The following is a 15,622-nucleotide window of genomic DNA, read 5'->3' as shown; positions in this document are numbered from 1 at the left end:
ATAAGGCTTTCATCACCCGAGCAATGTAACGGCGTGACACCCAAATATTCTCTTTCTGTAAATCAAAACGAATTCGTCTTGTACCATAAGACTGATAGCTCTGATTAAATAGCGTCACGATTTTATTGGCATAAAGCCCTACTGATTTTTGTCTATTCAATTTACACTGATAATAAGCATAATGTCTTGATAATCCTAAATATTGACATAGCTTTGTTATGCTATAACGATGTCGATTTGCTTTTAGGATAGCGATTTTCGTCCTATTATCAGTGCTGCTTGCTTTAAAATATCGTTTTCCATACGGAGTTGTTTAAGCTCTTTACGCAATGCGATTAACTCTTGTTCTTGTGGACTGCGATTATCTTTTGTTTTAAATGAGCCGCTTTGGCTTGCTTGCGTTATCCAACGGTCCAAAGCTGATGGTGTCAAATCATATTCAGCAACGATTTCACTACGTGATTTACCATGTTGATAAAGACTGACCATTTGGTGTTTAAAATCATCTGTGAATGTTCGTCTTTTGCGTTTAATCTTATTCATATTTGTTCCTTTTTTAGTTGTGATAAGTTTACCTTACCCCTTAAAAAAGTTGTATGATTTAGTGTAGCCGATCCACTTAACGGGTCCTAAGGAGAGTAATCCTAGTTCTTTTGTTCCTTCAACATTTTATTTACACGATAAAAACAATGACCCATTGTATAGTTTTAGGTTAGAGCGTTGGTATGTAACTAAAAAAGGCGGTGCAGGCGGTTATCAAAATGTCGTAGCGTTTTGTAATAACTTTAATGGTGGTGGATATCGTATGACCAAAGTGCTTGATTTTACTAATTCAAGACGTTACGATTGGCAGAATGGTATAGCAGACGAAAGCTATTTACGAAAAATTAGTTATAAAGTGAATGGTTATTGGATGGGAGGATTATTTAGCGAATGGGGACGTATGACTCAGATTTATTATAAAGATAGTGATTGGGAATATTTTCGTGTTGGCGATCCTGCTTGGGGAGACTATAGAGGGTATTATTGGACATCAGATTCAGGTCAAAAAGCGTACAATATCAATGTCGTTGTAGAGACAAATACAGGTATTGTTGGTGGTAGAGATCATTCGGATCAAGACTATAGAGTAGCCTGCGTTAGCCCTTAGTTATATGTAAGAATTATTTATGTTTTTATGGTAATTTGATAAATACTGTAATAAATATACATAAAAAAACAAAATTGTAGGAAAACGCCGAGTTGTTTACTTTTCATGGTTAAAATAATCCTCTAAAAACGCATAAGGCGTTTTTAGAGGATTAGTCCAACATTTAGTTTTAATTAACAATATTCCCGATAAACACGTTTGTGATATCCACTGATAGCCTAGCTTTTTAATATGATTAAAACATTTAGGAAGAAATCAGGGTAAATGTTTTTCGGCTATCTTGCTAAATATTAGAGTAATTATTGGATCATTTAATAATTTAGGTCGATAATAGTAAGCATAACAGCTTAATTTTACAATAGCACATCACGGCAATTGATTTTTTGTTAACAGCTTTATTTAATCATCCCAAAGCATAATTGCATGATCTTCAGTTAATATTAACGGCGGTGCAAAAATATACTCTTTGACTTTAGCTGGTAAAACCTGCATGTCATTAAAGTTAAATTGTAACTCAGGATAAACATTAGCGATTTCTTTTATACGGGTATCAAGTAATTCCTTTATTTTATTCGATTCTTTTGTAATAGCTATTTCGTCTTTTAACATGCCAATTTGTTTTTTATGGTGCTCTGACTCAAATATTTCATGAAAAACAAAAGAAAATCCCTTTTTGTTATTGGTTCTGTCACAATCGGGGCATTCTCTATATTCAGGATGATGCAATTTAAGTTCTTTAACACGCAAAGCAATAATTTCGTCGATATGATCGGTATAATAATTTAATGTAGGATCTAAATAAGCCAGCGTTCTGTGTTCAGGTATTGCGCTATTACTATGCACTAAGGTAAATAAAGTTTTTTTTAATATCTTCATTTTTGTAACTTCCTTTTAATTAAAATAAAAAGATAACAAGACCTTAATAAATAAAAGAGGCTGTTAATTTTATGTAAAAATGTTTTTGGTTGACATAATACTTAAATATAAAAAAACAACAAAAATTAAAATAACTCATTATGTTATAATAAATATTTAAATTAATGAATTTAAGTTTCAAAGCATAGGTACTTAAAATAATAAAATACTATTAAGAACAACTGCTATCAGAAAATGAAAAGTCTTATTTACTTATAAACCTTACTTAAAGGTTAATTACGGTATATTATCAATACAGTAAAACATTATTGCTTAATAGTAAAAACTTAATAAGCGAATGACTACCTATTTAAAAATAATCACTTTTTTAAGACAGATTTAATTTTGGAAAGTTCAATAATATCGCTAATTTTATCTTTTAGTTAAAGATCTTACGTCTAATTTTATAGACAAATACATAACGAAGTTAATCAATATATCATAATAATTTTTAATATATTTAACTATTAAAGCTATTTAAAATAGTGCAGAGCACGGAATGATTTATTTTTTAGTAAAAAACTAGCAATATCGGTTAAATTATAAGACGAACATAATTATGGTGATGATTGTTGGGTTTTCAATGCCTTTGGATATTACAAATAATCAACCTAATATATAGGATTTCCTTACGCTGTTTACAGGAATTGAAACAAATACGGCGATTAACATACTTTTTATTGCAGTAGTTTTAATTGATATGCGGCATAATCAGCAAATAGTTAGTGATACAACAGATACAAACAAAATTTTAAGTGATTTGCTCACTTTTATAATAATAAAGTTAAACAACATAAGGCGATTTTAAATAAAACACCTTATGAGTTTTTAGAGAATTATTTTAACTGTGAAATATAAACAAATTGGTGTTTTCCTACATTTTAAGGCGAAAATGTCAGATGAGCTAACTATTTTTAAAGTTTGCTCTTTTTGATATGTTTTAAATTAGGTAAAGCAATTGCCAGAAGAATAATACCCACTCCAATCCATTGATTAAAATGGACCGATTCGCGTAAATAAAAATATGAACAAGTGACCGCCACAGGCAATTCTGCTGCCGACAAAATGGCACTTAATGAAATTCCAATTCTTGGAATTCCTACCGAAAACAAAAAAGGTGGCAATACAGTACCTAGTAATGCTAATAAAAATCCTAATTGATAAAGTTTGTCGCTAATATCAAGTTTGAAGAAAAATAAAGGTGGAAATATCAAAAAAGTAATAATACATGCGCCGGTAATCATCCACGCACTTTTTTCAAGCTTAGGTAATTCGTTACCAATATTGCTGCTAGTACTAATAAAGAGTGAATACATCAGTGCTGCTAAAAAACCAAAAAAACAACCAGCTAAATTTAAACTAATATCTTGATTAAAAATACCTGCTGCTAAGCAGCTACCTAAGATAATTACAATAATCGCTGAAAGTTGAATAATACTAGGTTTGTTTTTGAAAAAAATAAAATCAATAAAGACGCTAATCCACAAATATTGCATTAATAAAATAATTGCAATTGATGCAGGCACTAGTTGTACGCATTGGTAATAACAAATACCGACTAATCCAGGAAATAGACCAACAGCGCAGATCTTCCATTTTTTTGTCAATTTTGTATTCTTTTCTGTTGGAGTCTCTAATCGTGTGTTTGTTGATGTAGATACTTTTGGGGAGCGTATTATTTTGACAATAAAGTGAATACTCCATAACATTAACATTCCCAAAAAACATTGGATACCAGTGACTTCACCTAATTTATACCCGTCTTGATAAGCCGTCTTAACGATAGAAGATAGTACACCAAAGCTACATGCACCTAATAAAACCAGTAAACTGCCTAAAAATTTATCTTTCATATCTAAATCTCGTAACAAAAAATAACATTGCCGATAATTGTCGGCTAAAAAACACAATAAAAGACATTAGGGGAAGGATTATTAAATTCATTCCCCAGATGTCTTTTCAATAAGTTAAATCAATCAAATTACAATGATAATTAATATTTCAAAATCTATTAATCTCAACGGATAAGTGATTATGTAGCGCACTTACTTTTAGTATGGTCATAATTAAATGAATAATAAAAAACAACACCTAACACAAGTGCATATGTGGCAAAAATTAGCCAAATTGTTTGCCAATCTTTAAGACCATCATGTGTACACATGTCAACAACATAACCACTTAAAATCGAGCCAAAATAAGCGCCAATACCATTAACCATGGTCATAAACAGTCCTTGAGCACTGGCTCGAATATTTGAACTGACTTCTTTTTCAATGAAAATAGAGCCTGAAATATTAAAAAAGTCAAATGCACAGCCGTAAACGATCATTGAAAGCATTAATAGCACAAAACCAAAAGGTGTTGGATCGCCAAATGCAAATAAACCAAATCGCAAAGTCCAAGCTATTAAGCTTATCATTATGACTTTTTTGATGCCAAATTTTTTGAGAAAAAATGGGATGGTTAAGATAAATGCGACTTCAGCCATTTGTGAAACCGATAATAAAATAGCTGGGTATTGCACAATCAAGCTATCTTTAAATTCTGAGACTTTACCAAAATCATGCAAGAAAGCGCCACCAAAAGTATTAGTGATTTGTAGTATCGCACCAAGCAACATAGCAAAAAGAAAAAAAACAGCCATAACTGGTTTTTTGAATAATACAAAAGCATCTAATCCTAAATAGGAAACCCAAGACTGTTTTGGGTTTTTAGATACAGTAATATTTGGTAATGTTGTACTATAAACAACAAGTACAGCGGATGCTGCGCAGGCAACATAGAGCTGAGCATTACTCAACTCGAATTTGCATAAACTAATTGTCCACATTGCAATGATAAAACCGACTGTACCAAATACTCGTATTTTAGGGAAAATGGTTACCGAATCTAAGTTATGTTGATCCAAACAGTGGTAGCTAATAGAGTTAGATAATGCAATGGTTGGCATAAAAGCTAACGCATTGCCTAACATCACCCAAAATAAAATAGCTGAATTATTAACTGATGCTGCATAAAAAAGCGCAATGGCACAAACAGAATGACAAAGCATATATAGATATTTAGCTTGCAAAAATTTATCGGCAATAATACCAATAATAAATGGTGTAATTAATGCCGCTAAACCTTTTGTACTAAAAATCATCGATACTTCAACACCAGAAAAGTGTAAAGTATTAAATAGATAAGCACCAAAAGTGGCTAACCAGCTTCCCCAAATGAAATATTGGAAAAACATCATTATTTTCAATCTATTCTTTATGTTCATTGTTTATTCCTAAAATAAAGTGAACTTTTTATAGAAAATTACCAATAAAAAGTATTGGTTAGAAACGTGCAATCGTTTTTGTTATAAGTTTTAAAAAGGTTGATTTAACACGTTCTGCTGTCTCTATAACTTCTTCGTGTCCTAATGGTTGATCTAAAATTCCGCAAGCCATATTAGTTAGGCACGAAATTCCAATGGTTTTAATGCCTGAATGGTGTGCGATAATTGCTTCAGGCACGGTTGACATACCAACAGCATCAGCACCTAAAACACGAATCATTCTAATTTCGGCAGGTGTTTCATAAGTTGGACCTGTCCACCAAGCATAAACACCTTGTTGTAAGGTAATATTAAGTTCTTTGGCTACATCAATTACTGTTGAGCGCAATTGCTTATTATAAACCTCACTTACATCTAAAAAGCGCACACCTAAATCAGGGTTATTTGGTCCAATAAGAGGATTGTTGGCAGTAAGATTAATGTGATCGGTAATCAACATTAAATCGCCTGGTTTAAAACTCGTATTGACTGCACCACATGCATTAGTGATAATTAATTTTTCAACACCAAGCATCTTCATTACACGAACAGGGAAAGTAACTTGATCTAACGAAAAACCTTCGTAATAGTGAAAGCGTCCTTTCATTGCCACAACTGTTTTGTCTCCGCATTGGCCAATGACTAATTCATTTGCGTGGCCAACGGCTGCTGATTTGGCGAAATGTGGAATTGTGTCATAAGGAATATGAGCAGCATCTTCAAGAGTGTCGGCAAAAGGTCCTAAACCTGAACCAAGAATAATCCCAATTGTTGGTTTTTTGTTTGTGTGTTTCTGAATAAAATTAACGGCTTGTTGAATATCTGAAGTCTGATGCATGATAGTATCCTTTCAAAAAAATTAATGCTAAGCTAAAGTAAAATAGGTGAATATAATAAAACAGTGATAACCTATTGCTTAGTTTAATTGGGTAAAATCCCATAAAATAATTAAAAAACAAAATAATTTTTGTTTTCAACATATATTATGATGATCTTCGTCTAATAAAGGAAGATGCGAATTGATATATCTTAGAATGAATTAGAAAAATTTCTTTTTTATTTTTATTATTCAATATATTAAATTTAGATTAATTTAATCACCAAAATGAACAATATAAAAGGTTTTCTTAGATAAGACGATCATCGCCAGAATAGATCACACCTTTATCGCCTCTAAAGAATCCAACCAAAGTTAAATTACACTGTTTAGCCAAATCAACCGCCATTGAAGTTGCTGCCGAAACAGCTAATAAAAATTCCACGCCACAATTAGCTGTTTTTTGCACCATCTCGTAGCTAGCACGGCTTGATACTAACACTACACCGTGTTGATACTCAGGGTTATTTAACAATTGCATAGCTCTAAAGCCAAGTAGTTTATCTAAAGCTACATGTCGACCGATATCTTCAAATCCAGCGATAAATTGTCCTTTTAAATCTAGCCACACAGCTGCGTGAGTGCATCCAGTTTGTTTACCGACTTGTTGAACATGCGATAAATAGCTTAAGCTGTCACTAAAATCAGCTAAATCAATCTGACTTATTAATGGTAAAGTAGGAATATCTTGGCAGACTTGCTCTATCTGCTCAGTACCGCAAATACCGCATCCTGTTCGTCCAGCTAAATTACGTCGTTTTTCTTTTAGCTCGCTAAAGCGTCGTGACGAAAGCTCAATGTGTACTTCTATGCCTTTTGGGGTATCAATAACATCAATGCCATAAATATCATTAACCGAATGAATAATATTTTCCGTTAACGAAAATCCAATAGCAAAATAATCCAAATCTTTTGGTGTCGCCATCATCACTACATGTGAAATTCCGTTATAAATTAAAGCAACTGGCTTTTCGATAGCTAACATATCAGGTTGAAAATGTTGTAACTTACTGTTTTTAAATTTACGTACTGGAATTGATTTAACACCGATCGCCATTAATTGCCTCTTTCTAATTTGGTTATAATCAAGACTACTATCAGCACAAGATCAACTATTAATAATTCTAAAATGTTAACGTAGTGTAATATTTTATCAATAGATGGCGTGCTCTGCTCTTAATAAGCAATATTATGATAAAATAGTTCACCATAAGCAATTGATAATTCATAAGCTAACTCTATGTCATTACAAGAAATCACACAGACTATCATGCAGTTTATTGAGCACCATCAAGTTTGGGCATTACCCATTATATTTTTATTGGCATTTGGTGAATCATTAGCGATTATCTCGCTTCTAGTGCCTGCAACGGCTATTTTATTAGGGGTAGGGGCTTTAATCGGTGGAGGAGCAATATCATTTGTGCCCGTATTAATTGCCGCTTCGGCAGGTGCTGTTTTTGGGGATTTGCTGTCTTATTGGTTGGGTAAACACTATCATCAACAAGTTATTGCTTCATGGCCACTTAATAAGCATCCTAAATTAGTTTATCGTGCCGAGCAATTTTTTCAGCGTTATGGAACATTAGGGGTATTTATAGGTCGATTTTTTGGACCACTACGTGCCATAGTACCTTTAATTGCTGGCACAATGCATATGTCAACCAGCAAATTTAACCTAGCAAACATTGCTTCAGCGCCAGTTTGGGCTTTTGTATTGCTTGCGCCAGGAGCATTTGGTGTGCCTTGGTTAGAAACTCTTTTTGGTTAAAGCGTGCCGATGGTATAACTACGACGCCCACTCTTGCGTCCCAATGCTTCTAAATTGGTTTGCAATGGTGGGAATGGTAGCGTTAAATGATGTTTACGATAAGCTTCAAGTATCAATTTATGTATAGCGCTTCGCAGTAACATTCGGTGTCCCATTTCAGCAGCAAAAACACGTAATTCAAACAACTGAATACCTTCTTGGATATCCACCAAAAATACTTGAGGTTCAGGATCGTTAAGCACATATTCACATTCATCTGATGCTTGTTGTAAAAGTTTGATAACCAAATCACTATCAGCATCGATGGTAGCAGGAATAGTTAATACAATTCGAGTGATCGAATCTGATAACGACCAGTTCACCAATTGTTCGGTAATGAAAGCTTTATTGGGCATCACAATTTCTTTACGATCCCAATCGACAATGGTAATTGCACGGGTATTAATTTTTGTAATATTACCTGTCAAATCACGAATTGTCACCGTATCGCCAATACGTACTGGTTTTTCGAATAAAATGATTAAGCCAGAGATAAAATTAGCAAAGATCTCTTGTAAACCAAAACCTAGCCCTACACCTAATGCGGCAATTAACCATTGAATTTTAGACCAGTCGATACCAATAAACGAAAATGCAATCATACAGCCTATCATCAAAGTAATATATTTTGAAACTGTGGAAATAGCATACCCTGTTCCCGGTGATAAATCTAAATGTTGCAAAATGCCTAACTCCAACAAAGAGGGCAAATTTTTGACCAACTGAACGGTAATTGTCATCACTAAAATCGCAATACAGACTGCACCAAGAGTAATGTATTGTTCGATTTCAGTTCCATTAACAATGGCGCTGGTTCCCCAAAGTTTAATATTATTCATAAAAGCAAAGGCCGAATGCAATTCAGACCATAGCAAAATCATACTAATTAGCGCAATCATCATAATAATCGATCTGACTAAATGTAATGATTGCGCACTAATGACATCTAAATCAATAACAGGTTCATCAACACTTTCGTTAAGTGAATTGAGATCATCTTCATGTGATTTGGCTCGTTGCATACGTTCTAAGCGACGTTGCTTGGTTCGTTCAAATTCTATACGACGTTTTTGGATCCACATCCAACGGCGAATCATAAAATAAATAACTAACAGAGCAAACCAAATAATGACAGAGGCCTCAAGACGACCTAATAGTACTTGAGCTGTCGAAAGATAACCTAAACAAGCCGCAATGATAGCTAGCCATGGTGCACTTAATAAAATAAACCACAAAATATGACTTAATAAATTATCACCAGCTCCTTTTTTATCAATATAAAGAGGAACGCCAGCACGATGAATAGAATTAGTCATAAACACCAAAGCAAAGCAGAGCAAAATAAACGATGTTCGACCAATTGTGGCTGCAAATTGATGATTATTATATTGATCAAAACTCATTACTATCATCACTAGTGGAATTACCAGCCAAACTGAAAGTTGATAATATTTCATCGCTGAGCGTACGCTACGTCCAGACCAACCAAAATGAGTAATAAACAGCCCATTAGATGACGCAAAATGCGCTGAAATAATAAATACCCACAAAATAGGCGCAGCAGCATTCACACCATAACCCAAGGCAAATGCGACAGGATAATCTGAATTAATCTGTAAAGCATAACCAAACACCGCCCACAAAATAGGGATAGGTAATGCCATAATTAATGAAAATATAATTACTTTTAAGGTTAAAGAGTAACTATCTTGTGTGACTTTTCCTACACGACTAGCTGATTTATTGAGAAAAATATTATATTTCGTGCGCATCTTAAAGTGTGCAAACACGAATAGTAACGACAAAATAATTAAAAATAGCGGTTTTGGCGAACTAAGTACTTCAACGCTAGCATTATAAAGTTGCGAAATGGTATCGACAGAAAAAATCACATACACAACATCTTTGGCTAAATCAATTGGATAACTCAATGATATTGGATTCACATCAGCTACCCAGAAGAAATATCTGTGTGCAGCATCGTTTACTTCGTCAATCGCATTGGTTAATTGCTTATTGGCAATTTTTAGTTTAGTCAATTCTAGAATGGTAGTATCAGTTCCCGAAATAAGAGTCTTAAGTAATTCGGTCTGTTCTCGAATTAAACGACGATATTGGGTTGCTTCTTTGATGCTATTAAGTGGACTTGTTAAAGTTGGGTAATTGTCCAAAGATGTTAAAATATTACTATAATTAAGTTGTTGCGCTTTTGCCTCGGCGATTTCGGCATCAAGCGCTTGCGATTTAGGTTTTTCTGGCAAACGCAATAACTGTTGACGTAAGGTTTCGCCCAAAGCGGTCGAAAAACTCAACCATTCTCCTTGTTCATCAAGTGTTGCCAGTGTATTTTGAACATGTGAAATTTGTGTCGTGATATTGTTTTGCTCATTAACAATACTAGTTAAATGTGTTTTTTGTAACTCCATATTTTGTCTGAGTTCATCATTTTTATCACTTAACTGATGAACAACTAGCGAAAGATCATTTTCATCATTAATGACTGGTGTGGTTTCTTCGGCAAAAGTCAGTGAAGAAAACAACACAACAACAAAGCACACAACACCACGAATCCACATAAAGCTATATCCTGTCAGCTAATTTTTGACCCACGCGAGTAACATCACCCACTTTAAGGTGGTTATTAAACTCAATCGAATTTGAGGCAAACAGTGTAATTACTGTCGAACCTAACTTAAAGCAACCTATATCTTGTCCTTTAGTTAATTTTATCCCGTTGGTATAAGTCCAACGTTTCATTATTCCTTCTCGTGGAGGGGTAACAATACCTTCCCATTGTACTTCTATACTACCAACAATAGTTGCCCCAACTAAAATTTGCGCCATTGGACCTAATTCGGTTTCAAACAAACAAATCACACGTTCATTACGAGCAAAAATATTAGGTATACTTTCGGTTGTAGCTTTGCTAACTGAAAATAGCGAACCAGGCACATAAATCATCTCACGCAAAATACCATCGCAAGGCATATGAAAACGGTGATAATCTTTAGGAGATAAATAAGTGGTTGCATATAAACCATTTCTAAAAAATTTGATCATATCAGGATGACAGGCAAGTAATGATTCTAAAGAATAAAAATGCCCTTTAGCTTGTAACAGCTGTGTATCAAGAATAGTACCAAACTGACTAATTACACCATCAGCAGGCATAACAACAGCACTATCGGTGGTATCAATTGGCCGTGCATCCTCATTTAATTCGCGAGCAAAAAAGTCATTAAAGGTTTTAAATTCTTTTACATCACTAATTTTTGCTTCGCTCAAATCCACTTTATACACTTTACAAAAAAGCATAATCATCCATGTTGTAACTTTACCTAACTGTTTTTTTGCCAACCAACCAAAAATAACGGTTAATAGCTGTTTAGGAAGAAGATACTGAATAATTGCTTTTAACTGATTTAACATAGATAACTCTCAAAATTATGTTATAAATAATACATTATACCAAGGTTTATAGACAAAGTGTAAAACCAACTTAAATCAATAATTTGTATAATTGATCATATACATATATAAATTTTGCCAATTCTGTTCAATAATGGCAATCGTTTAAAAACTTTTATCGTTATTGTTACTTAAACTGCGGTCATTACCAATAATTAAGGACAGTATTAATAGCATTTAGAAGCATAAAAGCTAGATTTAGAAAAATAAAGAACAACATTTTGCAGAAATATTATTCATTTAAATACATAAAGACACTGGATTATTTACGCTTCATGGTCAAAACAATTTTCTAAGAACTCAGAAAACGCTTTCCTTCGAAAATTGCTTAAGCTTTTTTCTATTTTTTGAATCCTAAATATTTGCTGATCATATCTCATCTCTATTAAAGTTCGTATTACTCATTGAACTTTCTCATTCGTTTGTGAGCAGACTGGTCTCATGAATTTTTGATTGATACGATAATAGTTATTACACGTTTTGACAAATAGATATTCACTTGAGCCTTGATATTCACGTCCGCTATCAGAATAAAGGTTTTAATGGTATAAGGGCATTAGGCTAATATGCACATTTTTTAGAACAGTACTGAGCTAAATAGGGATTTATTGGGAGTAAGTGTACACATAGAGCTCGCGAAAATAATCAATATTAACGAATAAATATTCTCGCGTATATTGTTTTGTTTTTTTTTATTAAAGGTAAATGTTTGGGGCCGACATGTAGCATTTTGCTAGGATTGGTATAGCGTTTAGCTTGTCTTAATAATTTATTTTTAATGAATTTTTATGATTTAATAAGACGTTTAATGCCATAGCTGATGGTTTTATAACGTCCATTCTTACTGGTTAAAGGGACGAAATGCTTCAATTGGGCTTTCTTAGTACGTTATAAATTATAGGACGACCGACCATAAAACGTTTAGCCAAATCAGTAACGGTTATTTTTTTATGATATAAGCGCCATATCTGTTGTCTGTGATAAGGTGTTAATTTTGTTTTTTATGTATATCTATTACAGTATTTTCTTAAATTACTGTAGACAACACGAGTAAATCTTACATCTGATTTATTAAAATAATTAATTTGTTTTTTATTAATGAAAACATACTAGAAAGCACATCATACATTAGAGAACCCGATTGTCCTCTAAATATTGTAAATATGATTACCGAAATTCCAGCTGAAATAACCGCATATTCAACTACCGTTATGCCTTGCTTATTTTGAATAAATTTAGCTAAAAAAGTATTAGCTAGAATATTCATTATGTATTCTTTCATCACTTTACCCTTTCATTTAATATTATTTTTATGTAAATGAATTCTTTTTAATGTTTATTCTACAATTCTAACGACAAATAGAATAAAATTCAAGCAAATGGTTTTTATGTAATCGATTATTTGTTAAATAGTATTCAATAACATCTGTTTGATAATTGATATGTTGTCTTTAATTAAATTTTTTTAACTTTAGGAAGTACTTGTAAGGTTTACAGTAATCTAAACAACTCCCAAAAAAATTGCGCTATATTACACAGTTATTTTAGTTTGTTAATAGCCTAAATTAAAAGAGTAGAAAAAACACCAAATTATCAATAATAAACACTGGTATTAAAATACATACAGACCATTTCATGTAACTAAAAAAGCTTGGCATGTTAATTTTATTTTGAATTGCAATGCTTTTGACCATAAGGTTAGGTGCATTACCAACATAGCTAAGAGCTCCCATAAAAACTGAACCCATTGAAATAGCGAGTAAGGTTTTTTCTAGTATATTCATTAAAATAGTGGCATCGCCCGAAGCTAGATTAAAGAAGACCAAATAAGTGGGGGCATTATCTAAGAATCCTGAAAGTAGACCTGATAGCCAAAAATACATGCTATTAATCGGTTGTCCATGTTCATTTTTTACTAGTGATACTATTGGGGCTAATGCACCATGGCTACCTGTTCGTAAAATAGCAAGTACAGGGACGATAGTAATAAAAATCCCGATAAACAGCTTAGCAACTTCAATGATAGGCTCCCAATTAAATTCGTTACCGGCACGTACTTGTTTAGGGGTAATTAACATAGAAAATAGGGTAATCATGATAAAAATAATATCACGAATTAAATTTTGTAAAGCAATATGTGTTCCTAAAACCGTAAAATTAACCGATGAATGCCAAATACCAGACATTAACACGCAGGCAATAATGATTGCCAATAAAAAGATATTGCTTACACCATAAACCTTAATAGCGCTAGCTTTCTTAGCCGAAGTTAACGTAAGCGAATCACCATATTGCGTACGAAAGTAGTAGCAATCAATCTTATAATAAATTGCTAATAACAAAATTGAACTAAACAAAACTGGCAACAACATATGTTTAATTGTCCATCCAAAATTAACACCTTTTAAAAAACCAATAAATAAAGGTGGATCGCCCAGTGGTGTCAAGCCTCCGCCAATGTTTGCTACTAAAAAGATAAAAAAGACAATGGTATGTACGGCATATTTACGATTGCGATTAGCTCTAATTACAGGTCGAATCATTAACATAGCTGCGCCAGTAGTGCCCATGAGTGAGGCTAACAGTGTACCTATTGCAAGCAAGCCAACGTTTAGTTTGGGTGTGCTAAGCACATCGCTCTTAATTAAAATCCCTCCTGAAACGGTAAATAGTGCAAGCAATAACAAAATGAAAGGAATATATTCAGCTATAATTGCATGAGCAGTAAGATTGATGGTGGTTTGTAGACCAAAAGAATATAAGGCAAACAGTATAAACAGCATTGTCCAAAAAGTAATAATTTTGCCATAATGATAATGCCAAAGTCGCGACAGAAATAACGGCATAAATGCAATAGAAAATAAAATCCCTACAAACGGAATACTCCAACAAATCGATAAATTATCACCGCTAAAATCAGCAGCTAAAAGATCAAACGGTATTAATGTTAAAACGATAAAGGAACAAAGGACTTTCATTAATTTTTGTATTTTTATTTTTAAAGAGCTCAAATTATAACAAAGTGTTTTAGTTTTATCGAATTTTAAGATTTTTAATAAGGATTGAGCAATAATATTGTAACGGGAATTTAATAATATAAAAACCACCACAAACAACACCACAGTCAACTATAACCGTTTGATTTGGTTTAAAATAAAAACTCCAATAAAATCAATAGTCTACCTGAACGTTTTTAGAGCAAAAACATGCTTATAGCACCACAATGCTAATATGCCTGCCTTATCACAGCATCAAAATATACCGATAACGAAATAAAGCTAGCACGTCAAACTGGGCTGTTGGGTGTGTTTGTGTTTTAGATGTTATCAGCAATATTAATTATTCCGCAAAAGTTAAAAAGTCCTAAAGCTAACACCCTATTTTAATTATAAAATTCACCTATCTCTAAAGCTGAACCGTTTTCATCTTTACATTTCTTTACAAAAAAGTTCGCTAAAAAACTAGTCAATCATCCCTTAAACGGCTATACTTTCATCGTTTTAGAAAAATGAGCTTATTAAATAAGCGAATAAACATAAAAATTCAAATAAAACAAAATATTACTTGACAGGTGAAACGAAATGCAGTACCATTTTAGGCACAAGGCACTGGCAAACTTATGTCTTAAATTTATCAAATAATCCTATTCGACAAGTTTTTACTCGAAGCTTATTTATATTTTCGAAATTATCTCTCGAATTATTTTCGAAATTATCCACAAAACTATTTTTAAAAATTCCATTGGCATTAGCGCCGTTGTTGTTATTGCCGTACTCTTTAGAATCGCAGGCATTATCGGCCACGACTTCTGAGCGCATTCATGGTACTGCACCTTATTTAACCTTTGATGGCGGTGTTACTAAAATGACTGAAATAAAGGAATTATTAGGTATTAAGTTATCGGATGGTCGAACATTCACACCGCAAAATAATCCTTCATCACCGACAGCGCTAATCAAGTTACCTAATGTAGGGGATACTTTTGCTGATATTGAAATGATAGTCCCGCCATCAAGCGACTCAATAAATATAAATGACTTATAGTGACACAAGGTAAATGGGGCGATGATGATGGGGATGGACAGGGAGCAG

General features: G+C 33.1%; 13 protein-coding genes and 2 pseudogenes. 3 read left to right on the top strand and 12 right to left on the bottom strand.

The genetic code is table 11. The annotated features are described in order from the left end of the window. Together A9G38_RS12985 and A9G38_RS11180 are read right to left on the bottom strand one after the other, a co-directional pair. The coding region (locus tag A9G38_RS12985) for an IS3 family transposase (RefSeq protein WP_442902855.1) at nucleotides 1–118 on the bottom strand (118 nt) is incomplete at its 3' end. A 125-nt stretch (nucleotides 119–243) separates the two neighbouring features. Further along, the gene (locus tag A9G38_RS11180) at nucleotides 244–543 is read right to left on the bottom strand and encodes an IS3 family transposase (RefSeq protein WP_034885636.1); all 300 of its coding nucleotides are present in this window, start codon (nucleotides 541–543) and stop codon (nucleotides 244–246) included. 154 nt (nucleotides 544–697) lie between these two features. Between A9G38_RS11180 and A9G38_RS11175 the strand changes: the two genes are divergently transcribed. Next, nucleotides 698–1,150, top strand: a complete 453-nt coding sequence (locus A9G38_RS11175) for a hypothetical protein (protein ID WP_034914481.1) — start codon at nucleotides 698–700, stop codon at nucleotides 1,148–1,150. 399 nt (nucleotides 1,151–1,549) lie between these two features. On the opposite strand, the gene A9G38_RS11170 is transcribed toward A9G38_RS11175, so the two are convergent. From A9G38_RS11170 to fdhD, 5 genes are all read right to left on the bottom strand, one after another. Next, nucleotides 1,550–2,026 (bottom strand): hypothetical protein, encoded by a 477-nt coding sequence (locus A9G38_RS11170; protein ID WP_034914483.1) that lies wholly within the window; start codon nucleotides 2,024–2,026, stop codon nucleotides 1,550–1,552. A 953-nt stretch (nucleotides 2,027–2,979) separates the two neighbouring features. Next, complete coding sequence (locus A9G38_RS11165) at nucleotides 2,980–3,918, bottom strand: EamA family transporter (protein WP_034914486.1); 939 nt, start codon at nucleotides 3,916–3,918, stop codon at nucleotides 2,980–2,982. Nucleotides 3,919–4,097: 179 nt separating this feature from the next. Further along, nucleotides 4,098–5,336, bottom strand: coding sequence for a nucleoside permease (locus tag A9G38_RS11160; RefSeq protein ID WP_034914490.1), 1,239 nt, complete (start codon nucleotides 5,334–5,336; stop codon nucleotides 4,098–4,100). A gap of 58 nt (nucleotides 5,337–5,394) precedes the next feature. Continuing rightward, nucleotides 5,395–6,213 (bottom strand): purine-nucleoside phosphorylase, encoded by an 819-nt coding sequence (locus A9G38_RS11155; protein ID WP_034914492.1) that lies wholly within the window; start codon nucleotides 6,211–6,213, stop codon nucleotides 5,395–5,397. Nucleotides 6,214–6,502: 289 nt separating this feature from the next. After that, on the bottom strand, nucleotides 6,503–7,309 hold the full coding sequence (fdhD, locus tag A9G38_RS11150; protein ID WP_051634297.1) for a formate dehydrogenase accessory sulfurtransferase FdhD: 807 nt from the start codon (nucleotides 7,307–7,309) through the stop codon (nucleotides 6,503–6,505). Nucleotides 7,310–7,492: 183 nt separating this feature from the next. Here fdhD and A9G38_RS11145 point away from each other — a divergent pair, with 183 nt between their 5' ends. Next, nucleotides 7,493–8,023, top strand: coding sequence for a DedA family protein (locus A9G38_RS11145; RefSeq protein WP_034914494.1), 531 nt, complete (start codon nucleotides 7,493–7,495; stop codon nucleotides 8,021–8,023). Here A9G38_RS11145 and mscM read toward each other — a convergent pair. From mscM to A9G38_RS11125, 5 genes and pseudogenes are all read right to left on the bottom strand, one after another. After that, a complete protein-coding gene (gene mscM / locus A9G38_RS11140; protein ID WP_051634298.1) occupies nucleotides 8,020–10,638 on the bottom strand; it encodes a miniconductance mechanosensitive channel MscM in 2,619 nt (872 codons plus the stop codon). The genes A9G38_RS11145 and mscM overlap by 4 nt on opposite strands. Before the next feature lie 7 nt (nucleotides 10,639–10,645). Next, nucleotides 10,646–11,491, bottom strand: a pseudogene (gene asd / locus A9G38_RS11135) (archaetidylserine decarboxylase); the annotation flags it as partial. 905 nt (nucleotides 11,492–12,396) lie between these two features. Further along, nucleotides 12,397–12,501: pseudogene (locus A9G38_RS12980) on the bottom strand (hypothetical protein); the annotation flags it as partial. Between the two features lie 86 nt (nucleotides 12,502–12,587). After that, a complete protein-coding gene (locus A9G38_RS11130; RefSeq protein WP_034914497.1) occupies nucleotides 12,588–12,812 on the bottom strand; it encodes a Flp family type IVb pilin in 225 nt (74 codons plus the stop codon). A gap of 283 nt (nucleotides 12,813–13,095) precedes the next feature. Next, the gene (locus tag A9G38_RS11125) at nucleotides 13,096–14,508 is read right to left on the bottom strand and encodes a sodium:proton antiporter (protein WP_034914512.1); all 1,413 of its coding nucleotides are present in this window, start codon (nucleotides 14,506–14,508) and stop codon (nucleotides 13,096–13,098) included. Nucleotides 14,509–15,094: 586 nt separating this feature from the next. On the opposite strand from A9G38_RS11125, the gene A9G38_RS11120 reads away from it, so the two are divergent. Next, nucleotides 15,095–15,574: a hypothetical protein gene (locus tag A9G38_RS11120; RefSeq protein ID WP_034915891.1), complete on the top strand. Its 480-nt coding sequence runs from the start codon at nucleotides 15,095–15,097 to the stop codon at nucleotides 15,572–15,574. Nucleotides 15,575–15,622 lie beyond the last annotated feature (48 nt).

This window comes from Gilliamella sp. Imp1-1 (assembly GCF_001690415.1).
Lineage (GTDB): Bacteria > Pseudomonadota > Gammaproteobacteria > Enterobacterales > Orbaceae > Gilliamella > Gilliamella bombi.
The sequence above is the reverse complement of the archived record's forward strand: the minus strand, read 5'-3'. Positions and strand labels throughout refer to the sequence as shown.